This window comes from Noviherbaspirillum agri (assembly GCF_054780595.1).
Window position 1 is genome coordinate 180436 of record NZ_BAAGWA010000006.1, and the last position, 18132, is coordinate 198567.

Annotated in this window: 16 protein-coding genes; 10 read left to right on the forward strand and 6 right to left on the reverse strand. The window is 60.4% G+C overall.

Annotation, left to right across the window (positions count from 1 at the left end; translation table 11 throughout):
* Positions 1–170: 170 nt before the first annotated feature.
* The 4 genes from ACYVIA_RS12925 to ACYVIA_RS12940 form a co-directional block, all read right to left on the reverse strand.
* Positions 171–1871, reverse strand: coding sequence for a methyl-accepting chemotaxis protein (locus ACYVIA_RS12925; RefSeq protein WP_460841374.1), 1701 nt, complete (start codon positions 1869–1871; stop codon positions 171–173).
* A gap of 280 nt (positions 1872–2151) precedes the next feature.
* Complete coding sequence (locus ACYVIA_RS12930) at positions 2152–3318, reverse strand: HPP family protein (protein WP_460841377.1); 1167 nt, start codon at positions 3316–3318, stop codon at positions 2152–2154.
* 169 nt (positions 3319–3487) lie between these two features.
* Positions 3488–3766, reverse strand: a complete 279-nt coding sequence (locus tag ACYVIA_RS12935) for a hypothetical protein (protein ID WP_460841378.1) — start codon at positions 3764–3766, stop codon at positions 3488–3490.
* Between the two features lie 61 nt (positions 3767–3827).
* A complete protein-coding gene (locus tag ACYVIA_RS12940) occupies positions 3828–4721 on the reverse strand; it encodes an SOS response-associated peptidase (protein WP_460841380.1) in 894 nt (297 codons plus the stop codon).
* A gap of 38 nt (positions 4722–4759) precedes the next feature.
* On the opposite strand from ACYVIA_RS12940, the gene ACYVIA_RS12945 reads away from it, so the two are divergent.
* From ACYVIA_RS12945 to sodC, 9 genes are all read left to right on the forward strand, one after another.
* Entirely contained in the window at positions 4760–5785 is a 1026-nt protein-coding gene (locus tag ACYVIA_RS12945; protein ID WP_460841381.1) for an SDR family oxidoreductase, read from the forward strand.
* A 117-nt stretch (positions 5786–5902) separates the two neighbouring features.
* Positions 5903–6295 carry a TraR/DksA family transcriptional regulator gene (locus ACYVIA_RS12950; protein WP_460841383.1) on the forward strand — a complete coding sequence of 131 codons (393 nt, stop codon included), beginning with the start codon at positions 5903–5905 and terminating at the stop codon, positions 6293–6295.
* Positions 6296–6547: 252 nt separating this feature from the next.
* Complete coding sequence (locus ACYVIA_RS12955) at positions 6548–7561, forward strand: adenosine deaminase (protein WP_460841385.1); 1014 nt, start codon at positions 6548–6550, stop codon at positions 7559–7561.
* 93 nt (positions 7562–7654) lie between these two features.
* Positions 7655–8065, forward strand: a complete 411-nt coding sequence (locus tag ACYVIA_RS12960) for a LiaF transmembrane domain-containing protein (protein WP_460841386.1) — start codon at positions 7655–7657, stop codon at positions 8063–8065.
* Complete coding sequence (locus tag ACYVIA_RS12965; protein WP_460841388.1) at positions 8058–8642, forward strand: DUF4126 domain-containing protein; 585 nt, start codon at positions 8058–8060, stop codon at positions 8640–8642. Before ACYVIA_RS12960 ends, ACYVIA_RS12965 begins: the two co-directional genes overlap by 8 nt.
* Positions 8642–11143 carry an ABC transporter permease gene (locus tag ACYVIA_RS12970; protein ID WP_460841390.1) on the forward strand — a complete coding sequence of 834 codons (2502 nt, stop codon included), beginning with the start codon at positions 8642–8644 and terminating at the stop codon, positions 11141–11143. The genes ACYVIA_RS12965 and ACYVIA_RS12970 overlap by 1 nt, the downstream gene beginning before the upstream one ends.
* Positions 11144–11252: 109 nt before the next feature.
* Positions 11253–11720 (forward strand): host attachment protein, encoded by a 468-nt coding sequence (locus ACYVIA_RS12975; RefSeq protein WP_460841392.1) that lies wholly within the window; start codon positions 11253–11255, stop codon positions 11718–11720.
* 336 nt (positions 11721–12056) lie between these two features.
* Entirely contained in the window at positions 12057–12602 is a 546-nt protein-coding gene (locus ACYVIA_RS12980) for a GNAT family N-acetyltransferase (protein WP_460841394.1), read from the forward strand.
* A gap of 197 nt (positions 12603–12799) precedes the next feature.
* On the forward strand, positions 12800–13312 hold the full coding sequence (gene sodC / locus ACYVIA_RS12985; RefSeq protein WP_460841396.1) for a superoxide dismutase [Cu-Zn] SodC: 513 nt from the start codon (positions 12800–12802) through the stop codon (positions 13310–13312).
* 148 nt (positions 13313–13460) lie between these two features.
* Here sodC and ACYVIA_RS12990 read toward each other — a convergent pair whose 3' ends face one another.
* Positions 13461–15155: a methyl-accepting chemotaxis protein gene (locus ACYVIA_RS12990; RefSeq protein WP_460841397.1), complete on the reverse strand. Its 1695-nt coding sequence runs from the start codon at positions 15153–15155 to the stop codon at positions 13461–13463.
* Positions 15156–15580: 425 nt separating this feature from the next.
* On the opposite strand from ACYVIA_RS12990, the gene ACYVIA_RS12995 reads away from it, so the two are divergent.
* Positions 15581–16270, forward strand: a complete 690-nt coding sequence (locus ACYVIA_RS12995) for an SGNH/GDSL hydrolase family protein (RefSeq protein WP_460841399.1) — start codon at positions 15581–15583, stop codon at positions 16268–16270.
* Positions 16271–16383: 113 nt separating this feature from the next.
* Here ACYVIA_RS12995 and ACYVIA_RS13000 read toward each other — a convergent pair whose 3' ends face one another.
* Entirely contained in the window at positions 16384–17481 is a 1098-nt protein-coding gene (locus ACYVIA_RS13000; RefSeq protein WP_460841401.1) for an ATP-grasp domain-containing protein, read from the reverse strand.
* Between the last annotated feature and the right edge of the window lie 651 nt (positions 17482–18132).

Below are 18132 nucleotides of genomic sequence, written 5' to 3' on the forward strand. Positions count from 1 at the left end.
CCGGTTTTGGTTGGGGGCGCCGAGTCCTGCGATGCTCGTCGTACCTCACGTACGACTGTGCTTCTCCAGCTGGGCGCCCCCAACCAAACTCGGACCGCTCGCTACAGTTTTCAAACAGGCTCTTAGCAGACTTTAGAAACACACTGGACGTGCCGACCGGCGAAGACGATTCAGAATTCTTCCCATTCATCCTGCGCTGTACCGGCAGCGGCCCCCTTCTTTGGCGTAACGAGAGCCAGCGTGGCGGTCTTGTTTTGCGCGGGCAAAACAGGGGTTGCCTTCTGTTGTTGTACGGCGCTGGTGTGAGCTGAGGCGGGGGCGGTGCCGCCGTTCCCGAGCTTGAACACGCTGACGATCTGCTGCAGCTGGGTGGCCTGATCCTGCAGTGCTTCGGAGGCGGCGGCAGCTTCTTCCACCAGTGCCGCATTCTGCTGCGTCACCTCGTCCATCTGCGAGATCGCCTTGTTGATTTGCTCGATGCCGCCGGTCTGTTCCTGGCTTGCGGCCGTGATCTCGCCCATGATGTCGGTCACGCGCTGCACGCTGCCGAGGATCTCCTGCATGGTAGTGCCGGCTTCGTTAACCAGTTGGGTGCCTGCGTGGACTTTGTGCACCGAGTGATCAATGAGTGCCTTGATTTCCTTGGCCGCTGCAGCGGATCGCTGTGCGAGACCGCGAACCTCGGACGCCACCACGGCAAAGCCGCGCCCCTGTTCGCCGGCACGCGCAGCCTCCACGGCGGCATTCAGTGCAAGGATATTGGTCTGGAAGGCAATGCCGTCGATCACGTCAATGATGTCGACAATTTTCTTCGAGGATGCATTGATTTCGCCCATGGTATCGACCACCTGCGATACCACGGCACCGCCCTTGCTGGCGACTTCGGATGCGGACGCCGCGAGCTGGTTCGCCTGGCGTGCGTTGTCCGCATTCTGCTTGACGGTGGAGGTGAGCTCCTCCATGGACGAAGCCGTTTCCTGCAGCGAGCCGGCCTGCTTTTCGGTACGCGAGGAGAGGTCCTGGTTGCCTGCGGCAATCTGGCCGGAGGCGGTGGCAATCGTATCCGTGCCGGAACGCACTTTGCTCACGATATTGACCAGGCTGTCATTCATGTTCTTCAGCGCCTGCATCAGGCGGCCGGTTTCATCGTTAGTGCTGACGTCGATGTGCTGCGTCAGGTCGCCCGCAGCAATGCTGCCCGCCACGCGCACCGCCTTGTCGAGCGGCCGCGTAATGGCGCGCACCAGCCAGGTGCCGACGATGGCGGCAAGGGCAAGGCCGAACAGGATGGCGGCGATGCACGTGACGCTAACCAGACGATAGGTGCGTTGCGAGTCTTCGTAATCGCTCCTGGCGACGTCAAGCTGGAGCTTGATCAGCGCATTGATGTTTTCGCTCACTGGACGGAACAGCGTTCCCATCGGGCCATGCAGCAGCGCAGCCGCCCGCAGCGTGTCTCCTGCACGCACTGCCGCTACTGCCGGCTTGAGACCTTCGGTGAGGAACTGGCTGCGGCTTTCGGCAAATCGCGTGGCGAGCAGCTTTTCGTCGGGCGTCAGGTAGGTCGCCATGTATTCGGACCACACTTTGTTGATACGCTCGATATTGGCGTCGACTTCGTCCATGTGGCGCACGGTGTTCGCCGGTTCATCCGAGAGTGACCTGGCAACAGCCAGCTGATTGATGGTCAGCATGCGCACGACCTGATCGAGCTGTCCCAGCGCCACGAGGCGGTTGTCGTACAGCGACTTCATGGCGTCATTGGCCAGGCCGAGATTGACAATGCCGATGATGCCGCCAACGATCAGTTGAAGGGAAAGAAAACCGATGACGAAGACAAGGCGCGTCTTGATGGTGAGGTTCTTGAACATGAAGTCGGAACGAGGTGGTTGGCGTGCGATGCCACTTCTCGGCATGGCACGATGGAGTAGTGCTTCATGCCGCAGAGGAGGTGTCAGGCCCGCGAATTCTTGCTGAAACTATCGACAGCCGACGATAAGCATTAACTAAAAGAAATGCAATAAAGGAAATTGACGAGAGTCAACATAATCCTTTTGCATTGCTCGCAAGAGCTGAAAATTTTGTGCTGGATGAAGAAAATCGGCGGTGCGGCGGCAGGGAGGGGCCGCCGGGATGGAGAAAACTGGATGGCTAAGCCGCCTCAGCGGCGTCCGCCAGTCGGCCGCGATACAGCGCTGCAATCAGGTCCGACTGGGTGATCATGCCCGCGAGCCGGCGCTCCTTGTCGAGCACGGGAATGTGATGGAGGCCGACATCGGACAGCAGGGGCACGAGGTGCACGATATGCATGTCCGTGCTGACGCTGCGCACCGTTTTGGTCATGATCTGGCCGATCACCTCCGGCTTCGCCGCGCTGATATCGCGCGCACGCTGGATGAAGCGGCGCAGCTTCGCATCGAAACCTGCGTAGATGTCGAGATTGGCGTGTTTCATGAAGTCGACGAACGTGACGATGCCGACGACGCGGCGTGTGTCGTCCACGACCGGGAGTGCCTTGACCCGGTGCCGTCGCAGCAGGGTCCAGGCATTCTGGAGTGTTGTCCCGGCCTCCACGGTGATGACGTCGCGGGACATGATGTCGGCACAGGTGATTTCGCCGAAGCGGCGGCGATAGGCATGCATTTCCGCCTGCATGAACAGCGACTCGAGGTCGTCGCGACTCACGTCGAGCACCTGGTTGTACTGCTTCAGCACATCGTCGAGATCGGCCGGCGTGAATCCCACGCGGTCACCGGGCGGCGCGTCCTTGGTGTCGTGGACGTTGGCATGGTCACGCTGTACAACGTGCGGATAACGGCGGCGCGTCGCGTTGTTGAAGAGCAGGGCGACCGCAAGCAGCAGCAGCGAGTTGAGTCCGACCGGCGCCCACAGGTAACTGAATCCGGCCGCGTGGACTGCAGGGGCGCCGAGCACCGCGGACAAGGCGATCGCGCCGCCGGGTGGATGCAGGCAGCGCAGCGCGAACATGGCGACAATTGCGCCGGACACTGCCAGAGCGGCAGCGAGCATCGGCTCGCCAATCCACTGTGCGCATGCGACGCCGACGGCTGCGGACACGACGTTTCCGCCGACAATCGACCACGGCTGGGCGAGCGGGCTGGCCGGTTGGGCAAACAGAAGTACGGCAGACGCGCCCATCGGCGCAATCAGTGCCGGCAGTGCCGCGCCGGCGCCTAACACAAAGTGGCTGGCAAGCGCCGTCAGGATGATGGCGAGCAGGGCCCCGCAGGATGCGCGAAACCGTTCCCTGCCATTGACTGCCATGCGCTGCGGCAGGAAGGCGCGGAACCTGTCCATGGTCTTTCTCAATTGAAGCGACTCCAGAGATGTGGCGAGGGCCGTGCGGGGGTGGGGCGGCCAAAAGGAGAAGGAGTTTACCCGATTGGCCTTGTTTATGTTTGGGCAAACAGATTTTCCGGCCAATGTTGTAGGCCGGCCACGTTGTGTCGAACGCGCCGGGAGCGGCTCAGGCCTTCAGGTAACGCTTGACCCCATTCTGGTTGAGGACATCGCCCCAGGATTCGATGTGGTAGATGTCGCCCACCTTGTGCAGCACGACGCCGAACTCTTCGCGCAGGCGTGCGACATCGGCGTCGATGTTTTCGCGCTTCAGGCTGGTCAGGTCGGCGACAGCGGAGACCGTCGGTCGTTCGAGGAGATCGATCGCCGACAGCAACACGAACAGCCGGCGGGCGTCGTGTTCCGGGTACTGCGGCACGCCGAAATGGTTTTTCGGATAGTTCATGGCACGCCTCGCATTATTTTCCGTTGTTATGCAGTGACATCATGCGCCTGGTCACAAGAAATCACGCAATCGGAAGCAACAGAGCAGGATTGTCGTTGGTTACTTTGTTCACGGCGTGAGCGACGCCCCACGCTTGCATTTTTTCGGCATCGAACGGCGCGATCAGTTCCATCAGAAGCGCGTCATCCATCGGCTCGTTGCTGAGCCAGGTTTCCCAGTCCTTGGGATCGATGATGACCGGCATGCGGTAATGAATTGGCTCGAGCACGGCATTGGCACCGGTGGTGAGGATGGCGCAGGTATCGATGCGACCGCCCTCTGCAATGCTGGCGTTGCACCAGATGCCCGCTAGGGAGAGGGGCGATCCGTCTTTACTGGAGATAAAAAATGGCTGCCGCGAACGTTGCCCCGGAACGGTTTTCCACTCGTAAAAACCGGTTGCCGGAACAAGGCAGCGCCGGCGGCGAAAGGCGGTGCGGAACATCGGTTTGTCCGCCACCGTTTCGCCGCGCGCATTGTGCAGCATCGGCAGGGCAGCCGGGTCCTTGGCCCAGGAAGGGATATAGCCCCAGCGCATCAGGCAGCCTGCGCGTCCTTCTTCCGTGGCGCGTACGGCAAGGACCATGTCCGCCGGCGCGATGTTGTACCGCGGGGAATAAGAAGACATGGCAATGCAGCCATACCATTCCTGGAGGACGGCGGGTGGATAAGCGAGGGCAAAGCGTCCGCACATGAAAGGCATTGTAGGTATTCCGGGGCAGGCAGTGCAGGCTTCATGCAAATTCGTGCATCGGCCGCGTAAAAATTTCACCGCTCGCCAACGTCGTTTCAAACTTGCCGGCTTTCGTCGGCCATGCGTTATCACTAATGCAATCAATAACGCAATCCCCCAACGCAAGGACCAACGCAACGACCAACGCAAGGACTGCCCCGACCATTGGCAACTGTCAGGCATGCTTTTCGCTGAAGAGATGGACGGAAAGGAGTCTCCAGATGAAATATCGCCTGAAGAAAGTTGCGGAGCAGGTCATCGTGATTACCGGCGCGACCAGCGGAATCGGCCTGACGACTGCACGCATGGCTGCACAGCGTGGCGCAAAGCTGGTGCTGGTGGCGCGCAATGAAGATGCGCTCAAGCAACTCATCTTTGAGCTGACGAAGAAAGGCGCGCAGGTCATCTACGTGGTGGCCGATGTCGGCATCGAGGAGGACGTGCGCAAGGCCGGACGTGCGGCAATCGAACGCTTCGGCTGTTTCGATACCTGGGTCAACAATGCCGGCATCTCGATTTTTGGCCGTCTGGAAGATGTCTCCATGGACGACCAGCGGCGCCTGTTCCAGACCAATTTCTGGGGCGTCGTCCATGGTTCGTTGGTTGCCGTCGAGCACCTCAAGCAGCACGGAGGCGCCCTGATTAATCTCGGCAGCGAGGTGTCCGACCATGCCGTTCCGCTGCAGGGCGCTTATGCGGCATCCAAGCATGCAGTAAAGGGATTCACCGACTCGCTGCGGCTGGAGCTGGAGGCGGAAGATGCACCGGTTGCGGTCACCCTGGTCAAGCCGGCGGCGGTCGACACCATGTTCATCGAACATGCGAAGAACTACATGGATGTGGAGCCGCGCCTGCCGCCACCGGTGTATGCGCCGGAAGTGGTTGCCGAGGCCATCCTGCATGCGGCTGAACATTTCGAGCGTGACGTGTATGTGGGCGGCGCTGCGAAGATGATGGCGTCCAGCGCACACTATGCGCCCCGCATGACGGACAGTTACTTGAAGCGTTTCCTGTTCGGCTTCCAGCAATCGGACCAGCCGGCGCGTGACCGCAGCCAGCACGGTTTGTACAGCACTGGCTCCAATCTGCAGGAGCGGCAAGGGCAGGACTGGCCGGTGTTCGAGTCCAGCCTGTATACAACAGCCGCACTGCACCGCAAGACGGTCATGGCGGTCGCGCTCGGCGCCGGCTTTGCGCTTGCAGCGTGGTGGCGCACGCGGCAACGACAGGGGTATGATTTCCGATAGGGACTTGGCGAGGGGGTACAAGGACATGATGCTGTAGAGCCTCCGCGCACGCCCCTGCGACACCGACCCCGCCCAGGAAAGCCGGCTTTTCTCGACACTGACTTCGAAAGATCCATCATGGCAAATCTGACCGAGCAGCAACTCGCCCAATTAAAACAGATGCTGGACGAACGCGACCAGACATTGCGTGCCGACCTCGTCCGGGAACTGAACGCGAAGGAAGAATACAAGGAGGTGGCTTCCGACCTGCCGGACCCGGGCGACTCGTCCTTCGCCAACCTCGAAGTCGATCTGGAAAACGCTGCCGTGACACGCGACATTTCGGAGCTGCGCGCCATTGAAGGGGCACGCAAGCGGATGGAGAACGACACCTACGGTGACTGTGTCATGTGCGAAACCGAGATCCCGTTCGAACGACTGCAGGTGCAACCGACAGCAGAACGCTGCGCGCCATGCCAGGAAATGTACGAGAAGACGCACATGGATCCGATGCGAAGCGGCACGATGTAGTCAAGAAGCAGTGTGCGCCGCCGCGCTGTCCGGATCTGCTGGCGCGGCTGCCATGCAAGTTCGCATCCACCGTATATCCTCGATCGTCCTCAACCGTCCTGTCGCCAATCAGGGGGCTCGTTTCGCGCTTGCGCAGCTTGCCTTGAACCGCGTAAAGAATGCCTGCAAGAAGGTACAGGATTTTTTCTGCAACACCTTTCCGCCATCGTAAAATCGCAGCTATTTCACACCGAACGCGAGAAAGGATGACGAATGGATGCCGCACTACGCACTGTCGTGCAGAAGATGCCCAAGGCCGAGCTGCACTTGCATATCGAGGGGACGCTCGAGCCGGAGCTGATCTTCGAACTGGCGCGTCGCAACGGTGTCAGTCTCAAGTATGCATCGGTGGAAGACCTGCGGCGTGCCTACGCATTTACCGACCTGCAGTCCTTCCTCGATATTTACTACGCCGGTGCCAGCGTGCTGCTGCACGAGCAGGATTTTTATGACATGACGCGCGCCTATCTGCAACGCGCGCGGGAGGACAATGTCAGGCATGTCGAGCTCTTCTTCGATCCGCAGACGCACACCGAGCGTGGCGTGGCATTTGCGACTGTCATCAATGGCATCCATCGTGCGCTGGAGGATGCGCGCACCGAGTGGGACATGAGCGGGGCATTGATCATGTGCTTCCTGCGCCATCTGTCGGAAGAGGAGGCGTTCGAGACGCTGGAGCAGTCGCTGCCGCATCGCGGAAAATTCATTGGCGTCGGCCTCGACTCGTCGGAGCGTGGCCATCCGCCGGAGAAATTCGCGCGCGTGTTCGCCCGCTGCAAGGAGTTGGGTCTGCATCTCGTCGCGCATGCCGGGGAAGAAGGACCGCCTGAATACATCCGCAATGCGCTGGACGTGCTGCACGTGGAGCGAATCGACCACGGCGTGCGCTGCCTTGAAGATGCCGCGCTTACACAGCGCCTGGCGCGCGACAAGGTGCCGCTGACGGTCTGTCCGCTGTCCAACATCAAGCTGAGGGTGTTCGACAAGCTGGTTGACCACAATCTGCTGAAGCTGCTCGACGCCGGCCTCATGGTGACGATCAACTCGGATGATCCGGCGTACTTTGGCGGTTATGTGAATGAGAATTTCGTGCAGCTGTTCGACGCCTTGCCTTTAGGGAAAGATCACGCTTACCGGCTCGCGCGCAACAGCTTTTCTGCCGCCTTTCTCGACCTGGAAACGAAGCAGAAATACCTGGACGAGGTGGATGCTTTCTTCGAGCAGTGAACATAAAGGGTCCGCGAAACAAACAGTCCGCGAGTCCGCGCGGACGGGGCGGTTTCTCGATGTATTCGCAGGAACAGGAGCGACGGAAACAGGATGAAAGACGCTGCGCTGCCGGTCGTGCTGATTGTGCTGGGCCTGACCTGGCTGCTCAATAGCCTGGACTGGCTGCCCGACATTCACTGGCTGTGGATCATCGGCCTGGCAGGCGCGGGCGTGGCGATATTGATACTCGACGGCATCACCAAGTCGTCGGTCGTCGCCGGCCCGCTGCTGATCCTGGCGGGCATCCTATCTTTCTTCCGCCAGTACTACGGACTCGGCTGGCGCTTCATTATTCCGGTGATGCTGATCGCTGCCGGCACCTTCATGCTGGTCGCGCGTTCACCGGCGATTCCGGATTCTCCACGCTTCAACCGCGGCGGTGCCGGTGGCGACGGCACGCACCGCTTCGACCACCATCCGCGCAATCCGCGGGACCCACGGGACCGGGGGCAGCATGACTGACGCACTTTCTGCCGCGGCACTGGCCAGCGGCCTTTCCTGGGCCAGCGGCATCCGCCTGTACATGACGCTGTTCCTGGCCGGATGGTTCGGCCGCAATGGCTGGATCGAACTTCCTCCGGCCTTGCAGGTGCTGGAGTCGCCCTGGGTCATTGGACTGACCGGCATCCTGCTGGTGGTGGAGTTCCTCGCCGACAAGGTGCCGGGCATCGATTCGGCCTGGGATGCGCTGCAGACCTTCATCCGCGTGCCGGCCGGCGCCGTGCTCGGCGCGGCGGCACTGGGGGAAATGGGGGCGGAGTGGTCGGCCATGGCCGCCATCCTAGGCGGCACCTTCGCCGCCGGAGCGCATGCGACCAAGGCCGGGAGCAGGGCGCTGATCAACACCTCGCCTGAACCGTTCAGCAACTGGGCTGCATCCTTCTCGGAAGATGTTGCCGTCGCTGGCGGACTCTGGGCGGCATTTTTCCATCCGTGGGTATTATTCAGCTTTCTGGCAATATTTTTCATCCTTGCCGTGTGGCTGCTGCCCAAGCTGTGGCGCGGCGTCAAATGGCTTTTCAGAAGGCTGAGTACCTGATGTTTCTTCAATCCTTGCGCATGACCCGCCGCGACTGGCGGGCGGGCGAACTGCGTTTTCTGCTGGTGGCACTGATCGTCGCCGTTGCCTCCCTGTCGTCCGTCGGTTTCTTTATCGACCGTATGCGTTCCGGACTCGCACGCGATGCGCATCAGTTGCTCGGCGGCGACCTTGTGATCAATGCGGACCACCCAATCAACGGCACCTGGCGCGCCGAAGCAGAGAAACGCAGCCTGACGCTGGCGGATACGGTCGCCTTTCCCAGCATGGTGATTGCCGGCGAAGGCGACAACACGCACTCCCTGCTGGCAGCGATCAAGGCCGTATCGCCGGGTTACCCGTTGCGCGGCGGCCTGAAAATCACGGACACGCCGGAGGGCGAGGGCAGGGACACGGCGGACATTCCCGAGGCTGATACCGTGTGGGTCGATGCCGGCCTGTTGTCGGCGCTCGATGCGAAGATCGGCGATTCCCTGCGGCTGGGTGACAAGGCATTTCGCATCGCAAGAATCATTGCCATCGAGCCTGACCGTGGTGCGGGTTTCATGAACTTTGCGCCGCGCGTGATGTTGCGTCTGTCGGATCTGCCCGCCACCAACCTGGTGCAGAACGGCTCGCGCGTGACCTACCGCCTGCTGCTGGCCGGCGAGCGGGCACCGGTCGCGTCCTTCCAGCGCTGGATGCAGGAGCGGATCGAACGCGAGAACATGAAAGGCGTGCGGCTGGAGTCCCTGGAGTCCGGCCGTCCCGAGATGCAATCCACGCTCAACCGCGCAGAACAATTCCTCTCCCTTGTCGGCCTGTTGTCCGCGATGCTTGCGGCAATTGCCGTTGCGATGGCGGCGCGCCGCTTCATGCTGCGCCATCTGGATGCGTGCGCGATGCTGCGCTGCCTTGGGCTGACGCAAAACCAGGTAACGCTGATGTACCTGATCGAGTTCTGCCTGGTCGGGCTCGCGGGCAGTGTGCTGGGGGCGGCGGTGGGCTTTGCCGCGCACTTCGTGCTGCTCGAATGGCTCGGCAACCTTGTCAGCACGACGCTGCCTGCCGCAAGCTTCCTGCCCGCATTGCAGGGCGTGGCGACCGGCATGGTCCTGCTGATCGGTTTTGCCATCCCGCCCATTCTGCAATTGCGCAACGTGCCGCACAACCGCGTCATCCGGCGTGAACAGGACACCCCACAACCGGCCACACTGGCAACGTATGCACTCGGGCTGACCGCATTCATCGGCCTGCTCTTGTGGCAAGCCGGCAATCCCAAGCTGGGGCTGCTGACCGCCGCCGGGTTCCTGGGCGGTTTCGCCGTGTTCGCGCTGGTCGGATGGCTGGGCGTGAAGTCGCTGCGTTTCGCGCGCGGCGGCATCCGGCATCCGAGCTGGCGTTTTGCCGTGACGGCCCTGCAGCGCCGCACCGGTGCGACCGTCGTGCAGATTGTTGCGCTTTCCCTCGGGCTCATGGCCTTGCTGCTGCTGACGGTCATCCGTGGCGATCTGGTGGAAGCCTGGCGTAATTCCACGCCGGCCGATGCGCCAAACCGCTTCGTCATCAATATCCAGCCCGACCAGAAGGTAGAGATGGAAAAGCGGCTCACGGCCATCGGCGTGCCGAATCCGACGCTGTACCCGATGATCCGCGGTCGCCTGATCCAGATAAACGACGCGCAGATCACCGGCGACACCTACATCGAAGACCGTGCAAAGCGTCTTGTCGACCGTGAATTCAACCTGTCGACCATGCTCACCGTGCCACCGCAAAACCAGATCGTCGCAGGGCGCTGGTTCGACGACAGCAAGCCGGAAGCCTCGGTGGAAGAGGGGCTTGCCAAGACGCTCGGCCTGAAGCTCGGCGACCGGCTGCGCTTCGATATCGGCGGCCAGCAGGTCGATGCCGTCGTCACCAGCCTGCGCAAGCTCGAATGGGGCTCCATGCGTGTCAACTTCTTCGTGATCCTGAACCCGACGCTGGTGCAGGACATGCCGCAGACATGGATCACCGCCTTCCACCTGCCGGCAGCGCAGGCCGGGTTCGTCAATGAACTGATGCGCGACTTCCCGAACCTGACGGTGGTCGACATCGGCAGCATGATCCGTCAGGTGCAGACGGTGCTCGACCAGGTGATTTCAGCCGTCGAATTCCTGTTTTTGTTTACGCTCGCCTCCGGCGTATTGGTGTTGTATGCGGCCCTGGTCGGCTCACAGGATGAGCGCATCCGGGAGTCTGGCCTGTTGCGCGCGCTCGGTGCAACCCGCACGCAGCTTTCGCAGTCGCAGTGGATCGAGTTTGCGCTCGTCGGCGGGCTGGCGGGCGTGCTGGCAGCAACCGGTGCCGCCGCGGTCGGCTGGGCGCTGGCACGGTATGTCTTCAACTTCGAGTGGTCATTCAGTCCGGTGGTATGGGTGGCGGGACTGCTTGTCGGTTCGGCGTGCGCATTCATCGGCGGCTGGGCCGGATTGCGCAATGTGCTGAGTCATCCGCCCTTGCAGACGCTGCGCGGGACGTGATCTGCCCGGATTTTTGACGCGCGTATTGCCCGTGGCAAAAAGTGGAACGATTCCAGCGCTTCGAGGATCGACGCTTTTTGCCAATATCAACGTTTTAACGGGTGAGAATATGCAAGCAACGTGGATCGTTTCCGCAAACGCCAGCCGGGCACGGTTTTTTTCGCAAGAGCAATCGTCGGATGCATTGGAGGAAATCAACGATATGGTGAACGACGCCGCGCGCTTGCGCAGTGTCGACACCGAGACGGACAAGCTGGGCCCGACGGCCGCGTCCAAGAGCAGACACAACGTCGGAGCGGCAACGCCCAACAAGTTGTATGAGCCGGCCCAGACGCCGGAAGCGCACCAGGCGGAGCTCTTTGCCCGCGATATCGCCGGCTTCCTGTTGCAGGGCTATCAGGAGGGGCGTTTCCAGAAGCTGTCGCTCGTGGTGTCGCCGCAATTTCTCGGCATGCTGCGCAAGCTGCTTGACCCCCGGCTGGAATCGGTCGTGACACTGGAGATCAACAAGGACTACACGCAGTTCAGCCCGCAGCAACTCCTTGAACAGGTGAGGTCGTACAAGGAAAAAAAATAGCGTCTTTCGGTTATTGGGAGAAACGACAGCCTCTTCTCCCGGTTTCACGCCGGCTGATTAATTCGAGCGCGCCGTTGAGCAGGGGGAGGGGAAGCACCGTCCCGCATTGCGCTTGCGTGCGCTCCCCCGACGCTCTGTCAGGTTGCTGAATGGCGTGGCGAGCGGGCTGAGCCTGAAGGCGAGGAGCGCACGCGTACGGGAGGACGCAGCACATCGCAGGCCACAGGCTTGCCCGCGCAGGTGTTCTTCATCCGCCTGTCGGAGACCACTAACTCGGATATGTCTTACATGCCGCCCATCGTGCAAGGCCATCTGGCAGAAAAGCAAAAGCACCGCATGAATCCAGCAATCACAAAGATCATTGTTCGGCCCGAGACGAGCGCGGATATTCGCGCGATACGGGAAGTGACTATTGCCGCATTCGCGACACTGGATATCAGCAGCCACACGGAGCAGTTCATCATCGACGCGCTCCGGGCCGCCAATGCCCTGACGTTGTCGCTCGTCGCGGAGGTAGACGGGAAAGTGACAGGGCATATCGCCTTTTCGCCCGTGACTGTTTCGGACGGCAGCAGCAACTGGCACGGACTTGGGCCGCTTTCGGTGTTGCCCGCGTATCAGAGGCAGGGTATCGGCAAAGTCCTGATGGAAGAAGGACTGTCACGGTTGAAGGACATGGGCGCCCAGGGCTGCTGCCTCGTCGGCCATCCGGACTACTACCGGAAATTCGGATTCAGGAACACGCCGGAGCTGGTGCTGGAGGGTGTGCCGCCACAGGTCTTCCTGGTGCTGTCGTTTGATGGACGTGTTCCGCACGGCAAAGTCATTTTTCATGAGGCATTCAAGGCGGATGGCGCGATGGGCGAGCCTGACGTCGCTTGACCACGCCTCTTCCTTCGCTGCATCGGCAAGTCTGCTCTTGCTTCAAGGCACGATTGCGGTGATCCCTGCGCACTGGGACAGTGCTCTCACTGTGATCCCGGTCAAGTCACGTCTTCGAGGTTGACCTAGAGTCTGTTCGTGCAATATCTCGAATCCACGAAGTGCCTGTTTCATCCAGTATCGAAGGAGACTGAAAAATGAAAAATACCGTCATGCTGGCTGTCGCATTGGCCTCGCCGGTCGCATACGCTGGCCCCGACATCACGATGAACATGGTGAGCGAGAAGGGCGTCGGTACGTCGATCGGAACGGTGGCCGTGTCGGACTCGAAGCACGGGCTGGTCCTGACCCCTTCACTGCGCGGATTGAAGCCAGGCGTGTATGGCTTCCATGTGCACCAGAACCCGAGCTGCGATCCCAAGGAAAAGGACGGAAAAATGGTGGCAGCGCTTGGTGCAGGCGGCCATCTGGATCCGGCCGGCGCCAACAAGCACGGTGCTCCCTGGGGAGACGGGCATCTCGGTGATCTTCCGGCCCTGTATGTCGATTCTGACGGCAATGCATCGCAGCCCGTACTGGCGCCCCGGCTGAAAACAGCGGACCTGGCAGGGCGTTCGCTGATGATCCATGCCGGCGGTGACAACTACTCGGACAATCCGGCCCCGCTCGGCGGTGGCGGTGCACGCATGGCGTGCGGGGTAGTGAAATAAGTGCGCACTGCCTGCATCGGTACCTTACTGTCAAGGCAACTGACTGTAGCCTTCACCGCGCAAGAAACAGAAAAGCCACCGGTGAATCAACCGGTGGCTTTAGTTTGTGCGCATCAGCAGTAGAAACAGTATCGAACCAGTGCGTTGATTAGAATTCTTCCCAACCATCTGCAGCCGTAGTTGCCGGGCGCGCCGGTGCCGGGGTGGTGCGCGTTACCGCGACCTGCTTGCCGCTTCGAGCAGGCAGGTTCGCCGGCTGGCGTGAGCTTGCAGCTGCGGTAAGCGCAACCGGCGCAGTCGTGCTGTCGAGACGGAACACGCCGACGGCATGGGCAAGGTTTGCCGCCTGTTCGCGCATTGCCTCCGCGGCGGCTGCAGCCTGTTCCACCAGTGCTGCATTCTGCTGCGTGACCTGGTCCATCTGGCTGACCGCCTGGTTGATCTGTTCAATGCCCGCCGTCTGCTCCTGGCTGGCGGCCGTGATCTCACCCATGATGTCAGTCACATGACGGATGCTGTCGACGATCTCCTGCATTGTTGTGCCGGCCTGGTCAACCAGCTTGCTGCCTGCATCCACCTTGTCGACGGAATCGTTGATCAGTGTCTTGATTTCCTTGGCTGCGGCAGCCGAGCGCTGGGCCAGGTTGCGCACTTCGGACGCGACGACGGCAAATCCGCGGCCCTGTTCGCCGGCGCGGGCCGCTTCCACCGCGGCGTTCAGCGCGAGGATGTTGGTCTGGAAAGCAATGCCATCGATGACAGTGATGATGTCCGAAATCTTCTTCGAGGACTCGTTGATGGAGCCCATGGTATCCACCACTTGCGACACCACCATGCCGCCGCGGTTGGCAACGTCGGATGCGGACTGGGCAAGCTGGTTGGCCTGGCGTGCGTTGTCCGCATTCTGCTTGACGGTTGAGGTCAGTTCCTCCAGCGACGAAGCGGTTTCTTCCAGCGAGCTGGCCTGCTGCTCCGTGCGCGAGGAAAGGTCCTGGTTACCCGCGGCGATCTCGGCCGATGCAGTGCCGATGGCGTCGGTGCCGGCACGTACCTGGCTGACGATTTGCACGAGGCTGTCGTTCATGTTCTTCAGCGCGTACATCAGCTGGCCGGTTTCATCGGTGGTTCGAGCCTCGATCTTCTGCGTCAGGTCCCCGCCGGCAACGCTCGATGCAACCTTGACTGCGGAATTGATAGGTTTGGTGATGGCAAGGACCAGCCACCATCCGATCAGGGCGGCAAGCCCGATGCCAAACAGTACGCCGGCCACTGCGAGGGCGCGTACCCATTGGTAGGTGGCCTGCGACTTCTCGTATTCCGCTTTTGCAATGTCCAGCTGCAGCTTGATGAGGGCATTGAGCTTTTCCCGCACAGGAACCATGAGAGTCGTCATGGGCCCGTGCAGGGCGCCTATGCCGGATAGCGTATCGGCCATCTTCAGCGCTTCAACCGCGGGGTTCAGGCCTTCGGCCAGATACTTCTTTTGCGCCTGGTCGAGTTCTTCCGCCAGTTTTTTTTCTTCGGCAGTCAGATAGGTCGACATATAGGTCTTCCATTCCTGGTCTATCTGTTGCAGGCGGTCGGCAACATCCTTCAAGGCCTTTTCGTGTTCGCTCTGGTCACCGGTGAGCGCCTTGGCGATGGATGCTTCGTTCCGGTTCATGGCCCGGATGACGCGGTCAAGCTGGCCCAGCGCCACCAGACGATCGTCATAAATTGTGCGTATTGCCTGATTGGCGTTGCTGATCCCGGACACGCCGACGATGCCGCCAATAATCAGTTCGATGGATAAAAATGCAATGACTGCGATGAGTCGTGTCTTGATCGTGAGGTTCTTGAACATAAGATAACTTTCAAGGAAGCATCGGAGTAATGCCGGCCATGGAGTAGGTAAAAATCAGGGTGGCAGTCTGCTGGAAGCAGTATGCAAATCAGAGCAGACGAGGCGTCACTATATACCGTTTCAACTTGCTTATGGGAAAGCCAATTCTTGATTTTGGAAGTCTGAATTTTCTGTCAACAGCGAATCGCTCATCATGCGAGGAAAATCCGCATTGACGTAAAAAACCTAATCAGGATTGTTTGCGCAAGAAGCGGCTATCTCTCCCCGGTCGCCCGCTGTTGTCCCCTAAGGGAGCCAAGACGGACAGTTGCGCGCAGCGGATTTCATTTCCGTGATTGTCCTCGAGGAATGTCAAGGTTTGCCACTATGCGCGGCGCTAGGATGGCCATGCCATGAACCACACAAGGAACGATACAGGGAGACGCATGCGAACCATTGCATTCTGCATCATGATGTTCGGCGTCTTTGCCTGCGCTTCCGCGGTGGACGCCGGCATGCGTGCAAAGCAAGCCGGCAAGGCGGGAAGAATCATTGCCTTTTATGGAGACTCCACCATCCGGGGCTACAAGGCCCATTCCGGCGCACAGGTCATCAAGTCAACACCGCAAGCCTTTGCGGAAGCGCTCGCGCCGAACCCGCCCTTTGTTGTGCGCAATGAGGGCGCGGACAGTTCGCGTGTCGAGCATCTGCTCGCCGGAACAGACGGGCGGCACGCTGCGTGGGCCAAGTACCTGCCGTCGTCGGGAGTCGACATTGTCATCATCAATCACGCTTCAAAAAACGGCAATCCGGTCGACAGATACAAGGAGGACATGCGGACCGCAGTGATGTTGGCCCGGCAGAACGGAAAATTCGTGATCCTGATGACGCCGAGCCCAATCAGCGAGGGCGGGCTGGAAGCGTATGTTGACGTCATGCGCCAGCTCGCTGTCGAAGAACGCGTGCCGCTGATTGATGTGTTTCGCTACTTGAAGCGCTACATGGCGAGGACCGGCAGCTCGATCGATGACCTTGTGCCGGACGGCTATCACCCCGCAGAGGACGTGTATGTGCTGATCGGGCAGTACGCTGCGCAGGAGTTCCAGAAAATCGCGCGTCAATCACGCGTCAAATAGACAAGCGCGGGAAGCACGGGAAGCACGGGAACCGGCGAGCAGGCGGATGCGACCGTTCCGCGCAGGTTTCCGCACCGGTTGCGGAAACAGAAGTCCGGTTGCCGCAGGGATTCCTATTGCTGAAAACTGCGTCTGCCGGGTCGCAGCCGGGCGGACAGCGAGCGCGTCAAGTCGCCGAGCAACTCCATGTCGGACATGCGTGCGCGCAACAGCCTGCCGCGCGCACCGGTGTCGGCAAGCATATGCATCCAGGACGATGGCCGCGCAATCGGATGACGCAGGTGGAAGGTGCCGGAGGTGAGCATCTTCGGCGGCATGCCCTGCGCAGCGGCCGAAACACTCTCCGCGACAAAGTTCAGCCCGCAACCGACGGATGCGGTCAGTGATGCCCAGAAGCGCGGGTTGGATTCCAGCAGGAATACCCGACCCGTGCCGCGCTCAATGCGCGCGTCGAGATTCATCACGCCGCTGTACACGCTGGTGCGTGCGAGCTGGTGCGCAAGTCGCTCCATGTCCCTGTTCTGAAAAAAGCGGATTTCCGAACCGGCCCGCTGCTGGAATGCGAGCGCGCGTACCTGGCCGTACATCGCCATCAGGTCGATGCACACATCGACGCCTTCCACGTATCTCTGCGCGATCAGCGGGAAAAACTGATAGCTACTGTTGTTGCGGATTGTTTCCTCGTACTGCGCTTCGCTATGAATCACCTGCACACCTTGCGAGCCGGCCTGGTTGATCGGCTTGATCACGAACGGCGTGCCGAGCCGTGCCACCGTGAGCTGGTAATGCAGGTTGCCTTTCGAGCCGATATACAGCGTTTCCGGCGCGCTCAAACCGTACTGCCGGCAGAACTGGTAAAAGCGCCACTTGTCGTCGAACATGTCAAGCGTAGTGGTGTCCGGAACCGGGATCGCGCGCACCGGGAGCGCGTCACGTACGCGGTTGATCGTGCGTATACCTTCACAGTCGGCAGGAACCAGAATGGCATCCGGAGCTTCCTGTGCGAGATTGTTCAACTGCGCGAGGAAATGCGCGTCATCTGCAGCGTTGAGACTTGCCTCGGCATGGCGCGTGCACAGCTTGGACCAGCGCAGGCCGCGCGTATTGGGTCCGCCGATGACCAGCGCCTTGCTGTCGCCCATGCTGCGGATGGCAAAAAGCACTTGTCGAACCAGGTTGTTGCAAGTGCCGATCACGATAAAGCTGTTCATTCAGTCTCCGATCCGGTTCTTGTTGAGTTAGGCAATGAGCACCGATCGGGAATAAAAACAGCATGGGAACGGTTGCAGCCTGCGCTCGCGAGGCGTTCCATGCGCGAGGCAGTCATTGCGTGCTGCGGTTCTTTCGCCAGACAGATCAAGTCCAAGTCTGTGGCCGGCGCGACAGGATTGTGCCGCGCTGTTTCTCGCATACCGGGGAAGGGCAGTGGAGTGGGCAACCAGATATGGAACCGATGGCGAACCTGACGGGCGCTGCTCTCGTCTGCGGCAAACACCAGGCATGCCAACAAGCTACAGGTGCCGCAACTTCAATTTTTTCAGGTGAGCCCAGTGTATGTGGGAAAGGTGAAGCGATCTTGAGTTCACTCAAAGGACACTTCTTTGTCCTTGTTCTTTGCGCCATTGCGACACGCGATGGTGCCTTCCCGAATCAAACTGCGGCAAACCCTTAAGCAAGATTAAAACGCGCGGCTACACCGCGTGCTTTTTCGCAAGGTCATTGAGACGCTTTGCTCCTATCTTCCCAGCAAGGGCAATGCATAACAGGATGTGACATCCAATGTGAGCGCAGCCTTGCATACTGCATTTGCAAGCACTCATCCACGTCATTTTCATATCTTGTTGCGCGTTGATGATCGTCAA

Excerpts from the sequence above, each read along its gene's own strand:
- ACYVIA_RS12925 (WP_460841374.1), bottom strand. The coding sequence starts at position 1,871 with ATGTTCAAGAACCTCACCATCAAGACGCGCCTTGTCTTCGTCATCGGT.
- ACYVIA_RS12930 (WP_460841377.1), bottom strand. The coding sequence starts at position 3,318 with ATGGACAGGTTCCGCGCCTTCCTGCCGCAGCGCATGGCAGTCAATGGC.
- ACYVIA_RS12935 (WP_460841378.1), bottom strand. The coding sequence starts at position 3,766 with ATGAACTATCCGAAAAACCATTTCGGCGTGCCGCAGTACCCGGAACAC.
- ACYVIA_RS12940 (WP_460841380.1), bottom strand. The coding sequence starts at position 4,721 with ATGCCTGACAGTTGCCAATGGTCGGGGCAGTCCTTGCGTTGGTCGTTG.
- ACYVIA_RS12945 (WP_460841381.1), top strand. The coding sequence starts at position 4,760 with ATGAAATATCGCCTGAAGAAAGTTGCGGAGCAGGTCATCGTGATTACC.
- ACYVIA_RS12950 (WP_460841383.1), top strand. The coding sequence starts at position 5,903 with ATGGCAAATCTGACCGAGCAGCAACTCGCCCAATTAAAACAGATGCTG.
- ACYVIA_RS12955 (WP_460841385.1), top strand. The coding sequence starts at position 6,548 with ATGGATGCCGCACTACGCACTGTCGTGCAGAAGATGCCCAAGGCCGAG.
- ACYVIA_RS12960 (WP_460841386.1), top strand. The coding sequence starts at position 7,655 with ATGAAAGACGCTGCGCTGCCGGTCGTGCTGATTGTGCTGGGCCTGACC.
- ACYVIA_RS12965 (WP_460841388.1), top strand. The coding sequence starts at position 8,058 with ATGACTGACGCACTTTCTGCCGCGGCACTGGCCAGCGGCCTTTCCTGG.
- ACYVIA_RS12970 (WP_460841390.1), top strand. The coding sequence starts at position 8,642 with ATGTTTCTTCAATCCTTGCGCATGACCCGCCGCGACTGGCGGGCGGGC.
- ACYVIA_RS12975 (WP_460841392.1), top strand. The coding sequence starts at position 11,253 with ATGCAAGCAACGTGGATCGTTTCCGCAAACGCCAGCCGGGCACGGTTT.
- ACYVIA_RS12980 (WP_460841394.1), top strand. The coding sequence starts at position 12,057 with ATGAATCCAGCAATCACAAAGATCATTGTTCGGCCCGAGACGAGCGCG.
- sodC (WP_460841396.1), top strand. The coding sequence starts at position 12,800 with ATGAAAAATACCGTCATGCTGGCTGTCGCATTGGCCTCGCCGGTCGCA.
- ACYVIA_RS12990 (WP_460841397.1), bottom strand. The coding sequence starts at position 15,155 with ATGTTCAAGAACCTCACGATCAAGACACGACTCATCGCAGTCATTGCA.
- ACYVIA_RS12995 (WP_460841399.1), top strand. The coding sequence starts at position 15,581 with ATGCGAACCATTGCATTCTGCATCATGATGTTCGGCGTCTTTGCCTGC.
- ACYVIA_RS13000 (WP_460841401.1), bottom strand. The coding sequence starts at position 17,481 with ATGAACAGCTTTATCGTGATCGGCACTTGCAACAACCTGGTTCGACAA.